The sequence below is a fragment of the Dactylosporangium sp. NPDC005572 genome (assembly GCF_040605515.1).
GTDB lineage: Bacteria > Actinomycetota > Actinomycetes > Mycobacteriales > Micromonosporaceae > Dactylosporangium.
The window spans coordinates 15117-32064 of record NZ_JBEXCY010000128.1 but is presented as its reverse complement, the minus strand read 5'-3'; the positions used below and the strand labels follow the sequence as shown (position 1 = coordinate 32064).

The 16948-nt window shown below is 72.5% G+C and carries 17 protein-coding genes; 9 read left to right on the top strand and 8 right to left on the bottom strand.

Translation table 11 applies throughout. The features are described 5' to 3' along the window. Positions 1-591: 591 nt before the first annotated feature. Positions 592-1593 carry an ADP-ribosylglycohydrolase family protein gene (locus ABZS66_RS40860; protein ID WP_354767499.1) on the top strand — a complete coding sequence of 334 codons (1002 nt, stop codon included), beginning with the start codon at positions 592-594 and terminating at the stop codon, positions 1591-1593. On the opposite strand, the gene ABZS66_RS40855 is transcribed toward ABZS66_RS40860, so the two are convergent. Together ABZS66_RS40855 and ABZS66_RS40850 are read right to left on the bottom strand one after the other, a co-directional pair. Further along, entirely contained in the window at positions 1590-2186 is a 597-nt protein-coding gene (locus ABZS66_RS40855; RefSeq protein WP_354767497.1) for a hypothetical protein, read from the bottom strand. The genes ABZS66_RS40860 and ABZS66_RS40855 overlap by 4 nt on opposite strands. A gap of 10 nt (positions 2187-2196) precedes the next feature. Beyond that, the gene (locus ABZS66_RS40850; protein ID WP_354767495.1) at positions 2197-2409 is read right to left on the bottom strand and encodes a hypothetical protein; all 213 of its coding nucleotides are present in this window, start codon (positions 2407-2409) and stop codon (positions 2197-2199) included. Between the two features lie 211 nt (positions 2410-2620). Between ABZS66_RS40850 and ABZS66_RS40845 the strand changes: the two genes are divergently transcribed. Continuing rightward, on the top strand, positions 2621-3340 hold the full coding sequence (locus ABZS66_RS40845) for an NAD(P)H-binding protein (protein ID WP_354767493.1): 720 nt from the start codon (positions 2621-2623) through the stop codon (positions 3338-3340). Between the two features lie 27 nt (positions 3341-3367). Here the strand turns inward: ABZS66_RS40845 and ABZS66_RS40840 are convergent, their stop codons facing one another. Beyond that, positions 3368-4411, bottom strand: a complete 1044-nt coding sequence (locus tag ABZS66_RS40840; protein WP_354767491.1) for a lysylphosphatidylglycerol synthase transmembrane domain-containing protein — start codon at positions 4409-4411, stop codon at positions 3368-3370. Positions 4412-4464: 53 nt separating this feature from the next. On the opposite strand from ABZS66_RS40840, the gene lhgO reads away from it, so the two are divergent. Genes lhgO through ABZS66_RS40825 form a run of 3 tightly spaced genes read left to right on the top strand, consistent with a single transcriptional unit; the run spans position 4465 to position 7081 of the window. Further along, on the top strand, positions 4465-5652 hold the full coding sequence (lhgO, locus tag ABZS66_RS40835) for an L-2-hydroxyglutarate oxidase (RefSeq protein ID WP_354767489.1): 1188 nt from the start codon (positions 4465-4467) through the stop codon (positions 5650-5652). A gap of 26 nt (positions 5653-5678) precedes the next feature. Continuing rightward, positions 5679-6221, top strand: a complete 543-nt coding sequence (locus tag ABZS66_RS40830; protein WP_354767487.1) for a hypothetical protein — start codon at positions 5679-5681, stop codon at positions 6219-6221. Between the two features lie 14 nt (positions 6222-6235). Next, on the top strand, positions 6236-7081 hold the full coding sequence (locus ABZS66_RS40825; RefSeq protein ID WP_354767485.1) for an LLM class F420-dependent oxidoreductase: 846 nt from the start codon (positions 6236-6238) through the stop codon (positions 7079-7081). A 546-nt stretch (positions 7082-7627) separates the two neighbouring features. Here the strand turns inward: ABZS66_RS40825 and ABZS66_RS40820 are convergent. Together ABZS66_RS40820 and ABZS66_RS40815 are read right to left on the bottom strand one after the other, a co-directional pair. Beyond that, positions 7628-8002: a helix-turn-helix domain-containing protein gene (locus ABZS66_RS40820; RefSeq protein WP_354767483.1), complete on the bottom strand. Its 375-nt coding sequence runs from the start codon at positions 8000-8002 to the stop codon at positions 7628-7630. A gap of 17 nt (positions 8003-8019) precedes the next feature. Then, entirely contained in the window at positions 8020-8700 is a 681-nt protein-coding gene (locus ABZS66_RS40815) for a metal-dependent transcriptional regulator (protein ID WP_354767481.1), read from the bottom strand. Between the two features lie 76 nt (positions 8701-8776). Between ABZS66_RS40815 and ABZS66_RS40810 the strand changes: the two genes are divergently transcribed. Continuing rightward, positions 8777-9565, top strand: coding sequence for a sulfurtransferase (locus tag ABZS66_RS40810; protein ID WP_354767503.1), 789 nt, complete (start codon positions 8777-8779; stop codon positions 9563-9565). 11 nt (positions 9566-9576) lie between these two features. Further along, complete coding sequence (locus ABZS66_RS40805) at positions 9577-10737, top strand: acetoin utilization protein AcuC (protein WP_354767501.1); 1161 nt, start codon at positions 9577-9579, stop codon at positions 10735-10737. 6 nt (positions 10738-10743) lie between these two features. Here the strand turns inward: ABZS66_RS40805 and ABZS66_RS40800 are convergent, their stop codons facing one another. Next, positions 10744-11013 carry a DivIVA domain-containing protein gene (locus tag ABZS66_RS40800; protein WP_354767480.1) on the bottom strand — a complete coding sequence of 90 codons (270 nt, stop codon included), beginning with the start codon at positions 11011-11013 and terminating at the stop codon, positions 10744-10746. A 32-nt stretch (positions 11014-11045) separates the two neighbouring features. Between ABZS66_RS40800 and ABZS66_RS40795 the strand changes: the two genes are divergently transcribed. Next, a complete protein-coding gene (locus ABZS66_RS40795; RefSeq protein ID WP_354767478.1) occupies positions 11046-13646 on the top strand; it encodes a GNAT family N-acetyltransferase in 2601 nt (866 codons plus the stop codon). A 795-nt stretch (positions 13647-14441) separates the two neighbouring features. Here the strand turns inward: ABZS66_RS40795 and ABZS66_RS40790 are convergent. After that, positions 14442-14915 carry a heme-degrading domain-containing protein gene (locus ABZS66_RS40790; RefSeq protein ID WP_354767476.1) on the bottom strand — a complete coding sequence of 158 codons (474 nt, stop codon included), beginning with the start codon at positions 14913-14915 and terminating at the stop codon, positions 14442-14444. A 60-nt stretch (positions 14916-14975) separates the two neighbouring features. Between ABZS66_RS40790 and ABZS66_RS40785 the strand changes: the two genes are divergently transcribed. After that, positions 14976-15404: an SRPBCC domain-containing protein gene (locus ABZS66_RS40785; RefSeq protein ID WP_354767475.1), complete on the top strand. Its 429-nt coding sequence runs from the start codon at positions 14976-14978 to the stop codon at positions 15402-15404. Here the strand turns inward: ABZS66_RS40785 and ABZS66_RS40780 are convergent. Next, entirely contained in the window at positions 15401-16945 is a 1545-nt protein-coding gene (locus ABZS66_RS40780) for a glycosyltransferase 87 family protein (RefSeq protein WP_354767473.1), read from the bottom strand. The genes ABZS66_RS40785 and ABZS66_RS40780 overlap by 4 nt on opposite strands. Positions 16946-16948: the final 3 nt, after the last annotated feature.

The window sequence follows — 16948 nt, the reverse complement described above, 5'->3', positions numbered from 1 at the left end:
TCGGGTGGCGGGCTCGGGTGGCGGGCTCGGGTGGCGGGCTCGGGTGGCGGGCTCGTGGCTCTGGGCGGAGCGCGTCCGGTCGGTCGACCGACCGAATGCAAGCCCTTTCCTTCGGTCAGTCGACCGACCGAGCGCAAACGCTCCCTTCGGTCAGTCGACCGACCGAGCGCAAACGCTCCCTTCGGTCGGTCGACTGACCGAGCGCAAGCGCTTCCCTTCGGTCGGTCGACTGACCGAGCGCAAGCCTTTGCTTTGGTCGGTCGACCGACCGAGCGCAAGCGCTCCCTTCGGTCGGTCGGTCGGTCGACCGACCGACTGAGTGCGGGCGCCTTCCTTGGTCGGTCGACCGACCGAAGCCAACCGCCTTTCTTTGGTCGGTCGATCGACCGAACGCGCGGTGGGCCGGCGTGGCACGGCGGCGTGGGCCGGTCGAGCAGGGTTCGGCGGTCGACCGGAGCGGTGGTGCGGTGGCCGTCGTAGTGCGGCGTGGATGTCGTGAGTGCGCCGCATGGTGCGGCCGGCCGTTGCGGTGGGCCCCCGGCAGGCGCGGGGTCGCTAGGCTTCCGACACACATGGTGGTCGTTGGAGGCGATGGTGTCGAAGGTGAGAGGGGCCGTCTTCGGGCTGGCGTTCGGGGACGCGCTCGGGTATCCCACCGAGTTTCTGTCGTACGACGCGATCGTGCGGCAGCACGGGGTCCGGGGGCCGCGGGAGCTGCCGTCCAAGGCGTTGGTCACCGACGATACGCAGATGACGCTCGCCGTCGGTGATGGGCTGGTCAGTGCGCTTGAGGAGCCGCCGCTCAGTGCGGAGCGGCTCGAGTCTCGCATCCGGGGGCGGTTCCTGCAGTGGTGGCAGAGCCCGGACAACAACCGGGCGCCCGGCAACACCTGCATGGCCGCCTGTGCCTCGATGGCCGGCGGGAAGCCCTGGTGGGAGGCGACGATCGCCGGATCCAAAGGGTGCGGGGCCAACATGCGGGTCGCGCCGATGGGGATCGCGCCGGGGCTGACCGACGACGAGCGGGCCGGGGCCGCGCAGTTGCAGGCCGCCCTCACGCACGGGCACCCCACCGGGCTCACGGCGTCCGAGCTGTCGGCCTTCGCCGTGCGCTGGCTGCTCGACGGGGTGGCCGTTGCCGAGCTGCCCGAGGCGCTGCGGCAGCGGTGTCGTGAACAGCGTCAGGTGTACCGAGGGGAATGGCTCGGCGACCACCTCTGGCGGCAGCCGATGGTCGAGTCGCCGGAGGCCTTCATCGAGCGCGGATGGGACGAGTGCCACGCGGCGCTCGACGGGCTGGAGGAGGCGGTGCGGTACGTCGGGCCCGACGCCGACCCCTGCACGGCCGGCGGCGCCGGGTGGGTCGCCGAGGAGGCACTCGCCACCGCGCTGTTCTGCGTGCTCGTGTTCCCCGACGACCCGGTGGGCGCGATCGCCCGGGGGGCCGCCTCGTCCGGCGACTCCGACTCGATCGCGTCCCTGGCCGGGGGGTTCGCCGGGGCCGTGCACGGCGCCGAGGCCTGGCCGGCCGAGTGGTTCGAGCGGATCGAGTACCGCGAGGAGCTCGACCGGCTGGCCAACGCCTGGAGCTAACGAAGGGACTTGAGGGTCGTGCGCGCGGACTTGGCCGCGGCACGGATCGGCTGGACGGAGTTGCGGATCGCGGCGCCGTCCGGGCCGGGCTGGATCGCCAGCAGCGCGTCCACCTTGCCGGCGAGCGACTGCGCCACCGCGTCCAGCTTCGCCTGGTCGGCGCCGGGCTTATTGCGCAGCAGCTCGACGGCGGCCAGCTCGGTGTCGATCGCGATCGACAACCGGACCTTCGGGCCGGTCAGCATGAACACGCGGTAGTCGTCGACCATGCTCTGCGCGTCGGCCTTGACCGCCGCGGCGGTCGTCTCGCCGGCGACCTTGGTCTTCAGCGCGGTCAGCCCGGAGCGGCTGTCCGTGATCAGCTTCGTGAGCGTGTCGCGGTGACCGGCGTCGAGGTGCTTCGCCTTGCCGATCGTGGCGGTGAAGCGGTCCAGCGCCTCGAGGCGCTTGTCGATCCGGTCGGCGACGGCGCGCTTGGCGGCATCAAGACCGGCGCCGGCACTCGGCCGGGCGGAGGGCGCGGCCGACGCCGGAGCGGCGGCCACCAGGGTGACGGCGAGGGCGGCGAGCAGGGCCGCCGTGGTGCGCAGCATGCGGTACATCTCAATCCTCATCTTCGGCCGGCCGGGCATCGTCGTCGATCTGCTGGTCGACCTCGCGAAGGAGGTCGTCCACCCCGGTCGCGCCGGCGGACGGTGCGGCGGCGGGTGCTGTGGTCGACGCAGGGTTGGGCGCGGGAGCGGCCCGCCGGGCGCGGTCGCAGCCGCCGGCGAACAGCACGAGCGCGGTGAGCGCGATGGCGAGCGTTCGTCTCATGGCGGCCATGCTGCGGGCCGCGGGTAAGCACAACCCGCGCCCCGATGTAAGGATTGCGTCAGCGAACCCCCGCGACCACCTCGACCCCGGCGAGGTGCCGCCGCGCCGGCCGCGCGCTCCTGGGGACCGTGGCGCACTTCCCCGGCCTGCCGCGGGATGAGACGCTGGACACAGCTCGTCACATTTCGCCGGCTGTCCCGTCCTCGGATGCATGATGCTGCTAGTCACCGGTGCCACCGGCACCCTCGGCCGAGACGTCGTCACCACGCTCCGCGAGCGCGGTCACGAGGTGCGCGGCCTGAGCCGCTCGGCCCCCGGCTTCGTCCACGGCGACCTGCTCACGGGCGCCGGCATCGCCGACGCGGTGGACGGCGCCGACGTGATCATCCACGCCGCCACCGACGGCCGCCACGACGATGCCGCCACCGCCAACCTGCTGCGCCACGTTCGCGACGACCAGCACCTGATCTACGTCTCGATCGTCGGCGTCGACCGCGTCCCGCTGCCGTACTACCGCAGCAAGTACCGCATCGAACAGCGCATCCGCGAGCGCGGCGGTTCGATCCTGCGGGCCACCCAGTTCCACAACCTGGTCCGGACGCTGGCCCGCGGCCTGACGGCGGCCCCCGTCGGCCTGTACCCGGTGTTCGACATCCAGCCGGTCGACACCAGCGAGGTCGCCCGCCGCCTGGCCGAGATCGCCGAGGGCGGCCGGCGGGTCGAGCTGGAGGACTTCGCGGGCCCCGAGGTCCGCAGCGCTCGAGAGCTTTTCCAGGTGTACCTCAGGAGCGCCGGCCGCCGGCGCCCGCTCCTCCCGGTACGGCTGCCGGGCAAGATCTTCCGCGCCTACCGCTCGGGCGGCCACCTGGCCCCGGCCAGCGCCGCCGGCACGATCACGTTCGAGCAGTTCCTGTCGTCGCCCCCGCGCTGAGCACACACGCCCGTACGAAAGTGGCGGTCAGGGCGTGTCGACGGGCACCGGCGGCGGGGGAGCGGAATGGCGGATGCGGCGCAGGCCGACCGCCGCGGACACGCCCGCCGCCGCCACGTCGGCGATCGTGAACAGCAGGCGCGAGACCAGCGTCAGCGCCCACGCCGTCGGCCAGCTCAGGCCCAGGCCGGTCAGCGCGATCGCCATCAGGAACTCGCGGGCGCCCAGCCCCGACGGGGCGATGATGACGAACGTGCTGATGCTCAGCGCGAGCGCCATCGCGAACACGCCGCCGACCAGGCCGTGGAACCCGGGCAGGTCGGCCCGCATGAGCAGCCAGACGTGCACACCGGCGGCGATGTAGCCGACCGTGCACCACAGCAGGCTCTCCACGATCGGGCGCCAGCCGATCGGGCGGTCGAGCGGCGCGCGGCGCAGCAGCCGCATCGCCTTGTTGACCACCCAGGTGAGTACCGGCGGGTAGCAGCAGACCAGCGCGAACGGCAGCAGGACGACCGCCGACCAGACCGCGATCGCGGCGAACGTGCGGTGCTCCGAGTTGGCGGCGCCGTCGAACGCCACGCCGAAGCCGGGCGCGGTGAGGATCAGGCCGCAGGTGACGCCGATGCCGCTCACGAGCACCGAGCCGATGAAGACCTTGGCCCGGGAGACGCCGGCCCGGCGACCGAGCTCCATCTGCACGACATACGCCCAGACGGTGCCCGGCAGGTACTTGCCGAGCGAGCCGACCAGCATGATCGGCGCCGCGTCCCGGACGCGCAGCGGATGGTCGAGGTTGCCGACCATCGCGCGCCAGGCCATCATCGTCGCCCACAGGGACGCGACGGCCGCGGCCAATGACGCGATCAGCGACGGCCAGGACAGCTGGCGGAACGTCTCCTGCACGTCCGACCACTGGTCCACCGTGGTCGCGACGATGAAGTAGACGATGCCGAGCGCCGCGAGCACGCGGATCGCCTTGATCGCCCAGGCCCGCCACGGTCGTGCTGGCGGCGGCGCGGCGGCCACGTCGTCCACGGGCTCGCCGGTGATCGTCTCGGGCTCACCCACGGTCGGTCACGCTAGCATGCAGGCCTGCGACCCTTTGACCCGAAGGAGCCCACGTGCGGTACGTGGTCATCGGAGGCGGCATCGTCGGGCTGGCCACCGCGCACCGCCTGACCCAGGATCACCCGGATGCGCAGGTCACGGTCGTCGAGAAGGAACAGGCCTGGGGAGCGCACCAGACCGGCCACAATTCGGGCGTCATCCACGCCGGGGTCTACTACAAGCCCGGCAGCCTCAAGGCGACGCTGTGCAAGGCCGGCAGCGCGTCGATGGTCGCGTTCTGTCAGGAGCACGACATTTCGTACCGCGTCACCGGCAAGCTGATCGTCGCGACCGACCCGGCCGAGCTGCCCCGCCTGCACGCGCTGCACGAGCGGGCCCGGGCCAACGGGCTGCCGGTCCGGCTGGTCGGCCCGGAGGAGGCCCGGGAGTACGAGCCGGAGGTCGCCTGCGTCGAGGGCATCCACGTCGCCTCGACCGGCATCGCCGACTTCGGTGCGGTGTGCGTCACACTCGCCGCGCTCCTGGAGAAGGCCGGCGCCACGCTGCGCACCGGCGCCCGGGTGACCGGCATCCGCAGCTCGGACCGGGAGATCGTGGTGCGGACCACCGCCGGTGACATCGTCGCCGACCGGCTGGTCAACTGCGCCGGCCTGCACGCCGACCGGGTCGCCCGGATGGCCGGCATCCGCCCGCCGGCCCGCATCATCCCGTTCCGCGGCGAGTACTACGAGCTCCGCGAGGACCGCCGCCACCTGGTCAACGGCCTGATCTACCCGGTGCCCGACCCGCAGTTCCCGTTCCTCGGCGTGCACCTCACCCGGATGGTCGACGGCAGCGTCCACGCCGGGCCGAACGCGGTGCTCGCCATGGCCCGCGAGGGCTACACCTGGGGCCGCATCCGGCCGCGGGACGTCGCCGATGCCGTCGGCTACTCCGGGCTGTGGGCGCTCGCCCGGCGGCACCTGCGGTACGGGATCACGGAGGTCCGTCGCTCGCTGTCCAAGCGGCGGTTCGCCGACAGCCTGGCCCGGCTGGTCCCCGCGGTGACCGCCGCGGACCTGGTGCCGGCCGCGGCCGGCGTCCGCGCGCAGGCGATCACCCCGAAGGGTGACCTGGTCGACGACTTCCTCATCGTCGAGGAGGACGGCGGGCGGCAGGTTCACGTCCTCAACGCCCCGTCCCCGGCGGCGACGAGCTCACTGGAGATCGCCAAGTACATCGCCGCACGCCTTCCCGCATAGGTCGGTTTGCACTACGGTGAGCCGCTGTGCGTAGGGTTTTGGTGGCCGCGTTCTGCGCGCTGCTCGTCGCGACCACGGCCGGCTGCGACGGCGGTGCCGGCGCTCAGCCGCCCGCCGAGCGCTCGACGGCGCCGGCGGCCGCGTCCGGCGGCGCGTGCCAGCTGCTCGACTTCGCGATGGTCAACGCCAAGCTCGGCCTCGACCTGAGCGTGGCCGCGTCGGCGACCCAGGACAACACGTTCACCTGCGTGCTGCAGGCGTCCGGCGCGAGCTACCCCGACCTGGTGCTGTCGGTGAGCGCGACGACGATCGGCGCCGACGTGTTCGCCTCGATGGTCCAGCCGAAGGACGCCACACCCGTCCCTGGCCTGGGCGTCGTCGGGTACCAGATGCCCACCCCGGCGGCCGCCTCGGCCGGACCCGGCGTCGAGGTCGGCTGGCTCGCCGGCAACAAGCGCATCATCGAGCTCTCGCTGCGCTTTGCCCCCGGTACACCTGATGAGAAGGCTTCTGAGGCGATCCCGAAGGTGGTCGAACTGGCGAAACTGATCGACCTCAGCAGCCTCTGACTAACCTCGGGGGCATGACGCTTCGCGATCGCATCGGGCGGCTCGGCATCTGGGGCCGCGAGCTGCGTACGACCGGCCTGACGGAGCAGCAGCGCGAGGAGGCGACGGAGCTCGAGTCGCTCGGCTACGGCGCGCTGTGGCTCGGCAGCAGCCCCGGCGTCGAGCACGCGGTGCCGGTGCTCGAGGCCACCTCCCGCATGGTCGTCGCGACCGGCATCCTGAACATCTGGCAGCACCAGCCGTCGGCCGTCGGCGCCGCGTACGCCGACGTCGAGCGCGACCACCCGGGCCGGTTCGTGCTCGGGCTCGGGGTCAGCCACGCTCAGCTCGTCAGCCAGTACCACCGCCCCTATTCGGCCATGGTCGACTTCCTCGACCTGCTCGACCTCGCCCCCGACCCGGTCCCGCGCGAGCGGCGGGTGCTGGCGGCGCTCGGCCCCCGCATGCTGCACCTCTCGGCCTCCCGGGCGGCGGGCGCGCACCCGTACATGGTGCCGGTCGAGCACACCGCCGCCGCCCGCGCCGCGCTCGGCCCCGGCCCGCTGCTCGCACCCGAGGTCAACGTCGTCGTCGAGACCGACCCGTCGACGGCCCGCACCGCCGCCCGTGCCCACCTCGCGCCCTACCTGGCGATGACCAACTACACCGCCAACTTCCTGCGCTTCGGCTTCACGGACGACGATCTCACCGCCGGCGGCAGCGACCGCCTCGTCGACGCGCTCTACCACTGGGGCGACCCCGACCGGGTCAGAACACGCGTCGACGAGTACTACGCGGCGGGCGCCGACCACGTGGCCATGCAGGTCGTCCGCCCCGGCGGCGGTTTCCCGATCGAGCAGTACCGCCTGCTGGCCCGCTAATGGGCTTTTTCACCACGACCGAGTCCCGTCGCTGCGCGGGCGCGTTCATGATCGCGGAAGCTCGTGGTTCGTATGAGGACAGAAACTTCCGCGATCATGCGGGCCGACGGCCGGGCGGTAGCTGGGACAGGCGGAGGCCGGGCGGGACGGTGCTCGTGGCAGAGGCAGCCCAGCGCCCGTGGCACGGCGAGCGACGCGCCAGCGGCCGCACGGACCCCAACCGGCACGTACCCCGCGGCCACGGGACGGCCTGGACCACCGGCCGACGACCCGGACGGCCCGCAACGCTACGGCCGGCGCGAAGCGCGGCCGCGGGAAGGCCGGGACGCCACCTCGACCACCCCCGAGGGTGACCACGCTATTCGGTAAAGCGCCATGCCGAAGGCCGGCGCCACCATCGGCCGAGCGTCGTCTGCCGTTCACACCGCAGCAGAGGCCCAGGGGTCCTGGAACGACGGCGCGCCAGCGGCCCCACGGAATGCAAGCGACACGCACGCCGAGTCGAGGGAACGACCTCCACACCGCAACAAGCGCAAGCGACGCGCGTCAGTCGGACCGGGCGTCGTACCGCTGCCGGGCCGCTGCCACATCCCCCCGATGCCGCTCGGCCCAGGTCGTCAACGTCACCAGCGCGGCGTGGAGCTCCAGCGCCATGGGGGTGACGGCGTACTCGACCCGGGGAGGCACCGTCGGGTACACCGTCCGAACCAGCAGGCCGTCCCGCTCCAGATTGCGCAGCGTCAGCGTCAGCATGCGCCGGCTGATGCCCGCGATGGCCCGCTCCAGCTCCGTGAACCGGATCGGGCCGTCGGCGGCGGCCACGAGAATGCACACGCTCCACTTGCCGGCGACCCGGTCGACCACGTCCTGAACCGAGCAGCCGGGCGCGGCCGCGCACCCGGGCTCGTCCGGCGAAGGCATCGCAGGTGGCCGGGGCGTCAGTGGGCGGCGACGAACACGCGCGAGGCGACCTCGCGGGGCAGGCGGATGCGCTCGCCCTCGCGGTCGATGCTGACGCCGTCGCGCTCCTGGGCCACCGTGACCGTCGCGCCCGGGTCGATGCCCGCCGTGTGCAGCTGGCGCAGCACGTCGGCGTCGGTCTGGACGCTCTCGCAGATGCGGCTCACGACGACCGAGCCGGCCAGGCCCGGGAACGCGAGGTTGCGCTCCGGGTCGGTCACCGCGTCGGTCGTGCCGCTGCCCTGCAGGGCCTCCAGGCCGGGGATCGGGTTCCCGTACGGCGAGCGGGTCGGCCGGCCCAGCAGCTCGTAGACGCGCTGCTCGACGGCGTCGCTCATCACGTGCTCCCAGCGGCACGCCTCTTCGTGAGCCTCCTCATATGGGAGGCCGATCACGTTGACCAGTAAGAGCTCGGCGAGCCGGTGCTTGCGCATGACGGCGACCGCGTGGACGCGGCCCTCGTCGGTCAGCGCCAGGTGGCGGTCGCCCTCGACGGTGAGCAGGCCGTCACGCTCCATGCGCGCCACGGTCTGGCTGACGGTCGGCCCGCTCTGGTGCAGCCGCTCGGCGATCCTGGCCCGCTTCGGGACGACGCCCTCCTCTTCGAGCTCAAGGATCGTCTTCAAGTACATCTCGGTGGTATCGACCAGGTCGTTCACTGCCCTTGCCCTCCCGGTACGCGATGCTACCCGCTGCGTACGACAAGATTGGAACGTGACAGCCAACCGGGCGCTCTTGGACGTTGCCGTGCTCGCCGAGCTGGTGCGGTCATCCCAACCGCCGACTCTTCTCGATGTGCGCTGGACCCTTGCGAAGGACGGCCAGGCCGCCTATGCGGCCGGTCACCTGCCTGGCGCGGTCTTCGCCGATCTCGACGCCGACCTTTGTGGGCAGCCAGGAGCCGGTGGGCGCCATCCGCTGCCCGACCCCGCGGAACTGCAGGCAGCCCTGCGGAGATTGGGGGTCCGCGCCGGCCACCCGGTGGTGGTGTACGACGCAGGCGGCTCCAATCCTACCGGCGCTGCGGCACGTGCCTGGTGGACGCTGCGCTGGGCCGGCCATTCGGACGTGCGCGTGCTCGACGGTGGCTACGCGGCGTGGATGGCTGATGGACAACCTGTCACAACGGAAGTTGTCGATTCGGAGTCCGGGGATTTCGAGGTACATCCTGGTCACATGCCCGTCTGGACCGAGGCCGACGCCGCTGATCGGCGCAACACGCTGCTGGATGCCCGCATTCCCGCGCGCTTCCGCGGCGAGATCGAGCCCGTCGACCCGGTCGCCGGGCACATTCCCGGGGCCGTCAACGTGCCGGCCGCCGGGACGGTCGACGCGGCCGGTCTGCTCAAGCCGCTCCATATCGACGGCGATCAGATCGGCGCCTACTGTGGATCAGGCGTCACCGCGGCGCAGCTCGTGCTGGCCCTCTGGGTGCAGGGGCAGCGCCCCGCGCTGTACGTGGGTTCGTGGAGCCACTGGATCCAGGATCCCGCCCGTGCCGTCGCCGAAGGGGACTCGTCGTGAACACCCTTGTGATGTGGGATGAGGAGCTCCTGCGGTACGACATGGGGGATCATCCCCTCGACCCGGTGCGGGTCGAGCTGACCATGGCCCTCGCCCGGTCGCTCGGGGTGCTCGACCGGCCCGGCGTCACCGTGCAGCGCCCCGCACCGGCGACCGACGACGTTCTGGCGACCGTCCACGACCCCGACTACATCGCCGTCGTGAAGGCGGCGTCGACCGGCCGGCGGATCGGCATCATGGGCCTTGGCACCGCGGACAATCCCACATTCGTGGGCATGCACGAGGCGAGCGCCCTGATCGCCGGCGCCACCCTGCGCGCCGCCGAGGCGGTCTGGCGCGGCGAGACCGACCGGGCCGTGAGCATCTCCGGCGGGCTGCACCACGCGATGCGCGACCGCGCGGCCGGCTTCTGCGTTTACAACGACCCGGCCGTCGCCATCCGCCGGGTGCTCGACCTGGGCGCGGAGCGCGTGGCGTATGTCGACATCGACGTCCATCACGGCGACGGCGTCCAGGAGATCTTCTACGACGACCCCCGCGTGCTCACCGTCAGCCTCCACGAGTCGCCCCGCACGCTCTTCCCCGGCACGGGCTTCCCGGACGAGACCGGCGGCCCGGGCGCGGAGGGCTCGGCCGTCAACGTGGCCCTGCCGCCCGGCACGGACGACCGGGGCTGGCTGCGGGCGTTCCACGCGGTGGTCCCCGGCGTGCTGCGCGCCTTCCGCCCCCAGCTCCTGTTCACGCAGTGCGGCGCCGACACCTACCACCACGATCCCCTCGCGAACCTCCGCCTGACCGTCGACGGCCAGCGCGCCGCGTACTTAGCCCTGCGCGACCTGGCGACCGAGGTCGCCGGCGGCAAGTGGGTGGCGAGCGGCGGCGGCGGGTATGCGCTCGTCGAGTGCGTGCCGCGGGCCTGGACCCACCTGCTGGCGGTCGTCACCGGCGACGCGCTGGACCCGCAGCTCGCGACCCCGGACGAGTGGCGCTCCCTGGCCCGCTCCCGGAGGCCGTCCCACACGGTCCCGTCCACGATGACGGACGGCAGCCCGGCGACGTGGGACTCGTGGGTACCCGGCGACACGCCCGACGCGGTCGACCGCGCGATCATGGCCACCCGCCGCCTGACGTTCCCGTTCTTCGGCCTCGACCCGCACGACCCGCGCGACTGACCGGGGTCAGGTGCGGACGACGGCCTCGATGCGGGTCAGGCGCTGCTTGATCTGGTCCAGCTCGGCCAGCATGGCGCTCTCGGCGGCCGTCGAGGTGCCGAACGACGTGTCCGGAGAGGCGCTCGCCCGGAGGGAGGCAAGCTCATCGTGCAACGCGATCAGGGTCTGGGCGACCACGTCGAGGAACTCGTCGACCTCGTCCTCGTCGTAGCCGCGCTTGCCGAACGGCGCCTTGGGGAACCGGACGGCCTGCACCTCCGCCGGGGTCAGCATCATGACCGACACCGTACCTCCCCGATGGTGGCAGCATGGGGATCGTGAACGAAACACCGATCCGGGCCGCGGACGTCCTGCTCTCGGACGGCACCACCGTCCACTTGCGACCGATCCGGCCCGACGACGCCGACCGCATCGTCGCGCTGCACGGCCGCTTCTCCGAGCGGACGCGATACATGCGCTACTTCTCGGCGTACCCCCGGATCCCCCAGCGCGACCTGGACCGCTTCGTCAACGTGGACCACCACGACCGCGAGGCGTTCGTCGTGGAGCACGCCGGGGAGCTGATCGCCGTCGGGCGGTACGAGCGGCTCGGCGCGCAGTCGCACCAGGCCGAGGTCGCGTTCGTCGTCGAGGACGCCCACCAGGGCCGTGGGATCGGCTCGGTGCTCATCGAGCATCTCGTGGCGGCCGCCGGCACCGTCGGCATCACCGAGTTCGAGGCGGACGTCCTCCCGATCAACCAGGCCATGCTGCGGGTGTTCATGGCGGCCGGGTTCCGCATCGAGCGCCAGTTCGCCGACGGCGTCGTGCACCTGTGGTTCCCGATCGCGGCCACGCCCGACTCGATGCGGGTCCAGCGCTCCCGCGAGCAGCAGGCCGAGGCCCGCTCGCTGGCCCGGCTGCTCAACCCGCGCGCCGTCGCCGTGTACGGCGCCCGCTCCGACGGCACCGGCATCGGCGCCGCGCTGCTCGCCCACCTCAAGGGCGCCGGGTTCACGGGCGAGATCATCCCGGTCCATCCGAGCGCCCCGGCGATCGGCGGCCTCCCGGCCGTGCGGTCCCTGCGCGGCGCCGACCTCGCCGTCGTCGCGGTCCCCGCCGACGCGGTGCCGGCGGTGATCGAGGACTGCGCCGCCGCCGGCGTCCACGGGCTCGTCGTCGTGTCGGCCGGCTTCGCCGAGTCGGGCCCGGAGGGCGCTCAGGCCCAGGCCGCCCTGCTGCGCGCGGTCCGCGACCAGGGCATGCGACTCGTCGGCCCGAACTGCCTCGGCATCGCCAACACCGACCCCGGCATCCGGCTGAACGCCACCCTCGCGCCGCTGCTGCCGCGGCAGGGCCGGGTCGGCTTCTTCAGCCAGTCGGCCGCGCTGGGCACCGCGCTGCTCGCCGAGGCCGACCGGCGCGGGCTCGGCCTGTCGACGTTCATCTCGGCCGGCAACCGGGCCGACGTGTCCGGCAACGACGCCCTCCAGTACTGGCGGGAGGATCCGCAGACCGACGCCGTCCTGCTGTACCTGGAGACGTTCGGCAACCCGCGCAAGTTCGCCCGCATCGCCCGGGAGCTGGCCCGCCGCAAGCCGGTCGCCGCGGTCGCCAGTCCGGTCCGCCCGCCCGCGCTCGACGCGGTGACCACCGGCCCCGACGCCCGCGGCGTGGCGGCGCTGTTCGCCCACTCGGGCGTCATCCGGGTCGACACGGTCGCCGAACTGTTCGACGTGGGCCTGCTGGTGGCCGGCCAGCCGCTGCCCCCCGGCGACCGCGTGGCCGTGGTCACCAACGCGGCCGCCCTCGGCGTGCTCACCGTGGCCAAGGCCCCGGCCGCCGGCCTGCGCATCGCCGACGGCTACCCGCGCGACCTCGGCCCGACGGTCTCCGACGTCGACTTCGTGCAGGCCGTGCACGAGGCCTTGGCGGACGAGGCCGTGGACGCCGTCGTCGCCGCGTACGCACCGGCCCTCGCCGAGGGCGACAAGCTGGGCGTCGCCGAACTCCTGCGCACGTCGACAGCGGAGTCGTCCCGCCCGCTGGCCGTCGTGATGCCCGCCGACCCGTCGTTCACCGTCGCCCCCGCCTACATCGACGGCGACCCGCCCGCCCTGCCGATGTTCCCGGCCATCGAGGAGGCGGTCCGCGCCCTCGGCCGCGTCGCCCGCTACGCGGCCTGGCGCCGCGAGCCGGTCGGCACCGTCCCGCCGTTACCGGGCGTCGACAGCGCCGCCGGCACCGCCATCGCCCAACGCCTGGCCCCGACGTCCGATGTGGACGCCGACGAGCTCCTGGCCGCCTACGGCATCCCGGTGGTCCCGTCCCGCGCGGCGTCCGGCCCGCAGGTCGCCGAGGCGGCCGCCGCGTGCGGCCACCCCGTGGCCCTCAAGGTGGCGACGAAGCCCTGGCGCCACCGGATCGACCTGGGCGCGGTCCGCCTCAACCTGTCGACCCCGGCCCAGGTCGACGAGGCGTACCAGGAGCTGGAACGCCTCTTCGGCCTCGGCGTCGAGGTGGTGGTCCAGCCGATGGTCGCCCCGGGCGTCGCCTGCGTGGTCGAGGTGGTCGACGACCCGTCGTTCGGCCCGGTGGTCGGCTTCGGCCTGGGCGGCGAAGCTGCCGACCTGCTCGGCGACCGGGCCTGGCGCCCGGTCCCGCTGACCGACCGCGACGCGGCCGCCCTGGTCCGCGCCCCGCGAGCCGCCCCGCTGCTGACCGGCTACCGCGGCGCGGCCCCGGTCGACCTGGACGCGCTGGCCGACCTGCTGCTGCGCGTCGGCCGCCTGGTCGACGAACAGCCGACGCTGTCGTCCCTGTCCCTGAACCCGGTCCTGGCCCGCCCGGTGGGCCTGGCGGTCCTGCACGCGAGCGCGATCTTCACCACGTCACCGACCCGCCCGGATCAAGGCCCGAGACGCCTCTGACGGTCCTTTGGGACTCGGGTCCGTGCAAGGCACGACCGTCGCTCCCGCCAGACAGCGCTCGTGGCGCCGGTGCATTCGCCCCGGCGCCACGGACGCTGCCACCGCCGTCGTGGCAAGACCCCGCGACCCGGCGCCCGCGTACGTTTGCTACCGACCCGCGCGCAGGCTGCGCGTTGCACGCGAACCTGGCGATCACCCCGGCCGACGCCATGATCCATGGCGACTTCCGGCTGTCATAGCAGCCAAAACTCGCCATGGATCATGGCTCCACGACCAACGGCGGCCCGGGCATTCGCCTCACGTTGCGCAAACCGTGATCACGGACCCGCCGCCCATGATCAAGGGAAACATATGGCTGCCATGACGACCACATAGTTCCCTTGATCATGGGCGGCACGCGAGGCCGGCGACTATTTGCCCGGATTGGGCAAATCTGAGGGCGTAATTGTCGCGTCCGACCCGGACGTGCGGAGTTGGCACTGGGCGCCGGTCCGTGTCGAGCCGGGCCCTCGCCGAGTCGGTCCCGATTGCGCCGCTCGCGGTGGCGCGGCTTGGATCGGGGTTGATGCATCAGTTTTGATGCATCAAAACGGATGCAGCCGGGCCGTCGTGGGTGGGTTGGCCGTGCCGTACCGGACTGTGCCTGCCGCGCCGGGCCGCGCCGGGCCCGGGCGCGCCGGTTTGGGGTCGTGCCGCTTTCTGGTGGGTGTGGCTTTCATCCGTTTTGATGCATCAGAAGTGATGTATCAGAAGTGATGCATCAGGGTGGATGTAGCCGCCGCGGCTTGGTGGGGGTCAGCGAGTTAGGAACTGGGTTAGGGCCTCTACCACCAGGGCGTGGTCGTCGGCTTGGGGGAGGCCTGAGACCGTTACCACGCCTACCACGCCCACGTCGCGGACGCGGATTGGGAAGGCGCCGCCATGAGTGGCGTAGTCGGCTGGGTTCACGCCGTAGCTCTCGTCGAAGCTCGCGCCCTTTGCCGCCAGGCGGCGGCCGGCCAGGTACGACGACGTGTTCAGGCGCTCGACCACGCGGATCTTGCGCTCGATCCAGCGGTCGTTGTCCGGGGCCGTGCCCGGCAGGGCGGCGTGGAAGAGCTGGTGGCCGTGGCGGCGGATGTCGATCGTGATCGGCAGGGCGCGGTCGCGGGCCAGGTCGACCAGCAGGCAGCCCAGCGCCCACGCGTCGTCGTTGTCGAAGCGGCTGAACTGGAGCCGCTCCTCCTGCGTTTCCAATGCTGCAATGAGTTCTTCCACGTGGCCGATCATCGCGCCCGAGCCAAGTGGAGCTCAAGTCGGAGGCAAGCGGAGTGCGGAGGATCGGTTGTCATGAGGACCCAGACGTTCAGCCTGTACATCGCCGCGACCGCCGAGCAGGTGTGGCGCGCGCTCACCGAACCGAACATCACCCGGCGGTTCTACTTAGGGTGCGCCGTCGAGTCGGCGTTCATGCCCGGAGAGAGGATCGTCTACAGGGCCAGCATCGGACCGGTCACCGACGCGCTGCACGGTGAGATCATCCATGTCGTACCGGAGCAGCTGCTCGTGCACAGCCTGTTCACCGGCACCGGCCGGGAGCAGGAGGTCCACTGCTGGCTCACCTGGGAGGTCGCCGAGGTCGAGCCCGGCCTCACCCGCGCCGCGCTGACCTGCGACGACCTCGACCGCGACGCCGACCCGGAGCGCGACGAGACCTGGTCGCGGGTGGTCTCCGGCCTCAAGACCGTGCTGGAGACCGGAGCGGAGATGAAGCGCTAGAACTCGGTGTACACCGCGACCACCGCGCCGTCCGGAGCCAGCGCCTCCAGGCGGCCGTGCGCGAGGTTCGCGCTGCGGAACGAGAACGTCCGCATGCCGGAGTCCAGCGACAGCAGCGGTACCGTGCGGGCCAGCCCACCGGGGGCCGAGGTGAAGCGCAGCCCCGCCACCGAGTCGCCGGCCACGCCGTTGACCCGGACCTTGGTCTTCTCCCGCCGGACCAGGAACCGCACCGGCTCGCCGGGCAGCGGGTCGGCGCTGAAGTAGAAGTACCGCGGGTTCGTCAGGTCCCCCGCCGAGTACGCCTTGAAGGTCGGGTCCGCGCCCGCCGGCAGCGGCGTCAGGGCCAGCACGACCAGCGCCGCCGCCACGAACGCCACCGCGGTCCGGCCGCGCCGCGCGCTCACGACCGCCGCGCCGCCGAAGCCCGCCAGGCACACCAGCACCAGCCCGATCGAGCGCGCGTTCTCCAGCAGGAACTGCCACCCGGGGTACGTCGAAATCCCACGCAGCACCGCGCCGAACGACAGCGTCATGACCGCGAGCAGCACCCACCCGGCGGCCCGCCGCCACGCCCCCTCCGTGGCCACCAGCAGCATCGCGGCGAGCACCGTCCACACCTGGTGGTGCGTCCACGACACCGGCGAGGCGGCGACGGTGGCGCAGCCGACGAGGACGGCGGCGCGCACGTGGTCGCCGGAGGCCTGCAGCTTGCGCGCCCGCAGCAGCGCGAGGCCGCAGATCACCGCGATGAGCCCGGCCCAGATCAGGGGCAGTGCGGCGGGGGAGACCCCGACCCGCAGGAGCATGCCGTGGACGGACTGGTTGCCGAGCGAGGCGAGGTCGCCGATGCGCGACGTCTGGAGAATGGTGCCGGTCCAGTACCGCCACGAGTCCGCCGGCAGCACCAGCGCCGCGAGCAGCGCGCAGGCGACGAACGCGCCGAGCGCCCGGGCGGCGTCCTTGTAGCGGCGGGTGAACAGGAAGTACACGACGAAGAGCAGCGGCGTCAGCTTGATGGCCGCCGCGACCCCGACGAGGATGCCGCGGTACCGCAAAGGGACCAGGTTCATCGCGTCGACCAGGGCCAGCAGGACGATGAAGATGCTCACCTGACCGAAGCGCAGGTTGCTCTGCACGGGCGCCGAGACGAGCAGTGCGCAGGCCATCGCGGCCACCGCCAGCGGCCCGGCACCCAGGCCGCGGCCGACCGCGCGGGCGATGGCGACGACCGCGAGGCAGGTCGCGACCAGCCAGACGAACTGCACCGCGCCCTCGGGCAGCAGCGTGAACGGCCGGAAGAGCAGGACCGCGAACGGCGGGTACGTGAACGGACCGCCGTTCTCGGCGACGTAGGAGTACAGCGGCCGACCGGCGTTCACGGTGGAGGCGGCGCCGTAGTAGATGTGCAGGTCGGAGAGGCGCTGCCCGATCGGCCGCAGCAGGACGAGCACCGACGACACGACGGCGGCGATGACGAACACCGTCCACGTCAGAGCGGCTCTCACGGCGACGGTCTTGAAGGCGGCGGTCCCGAGCATCGG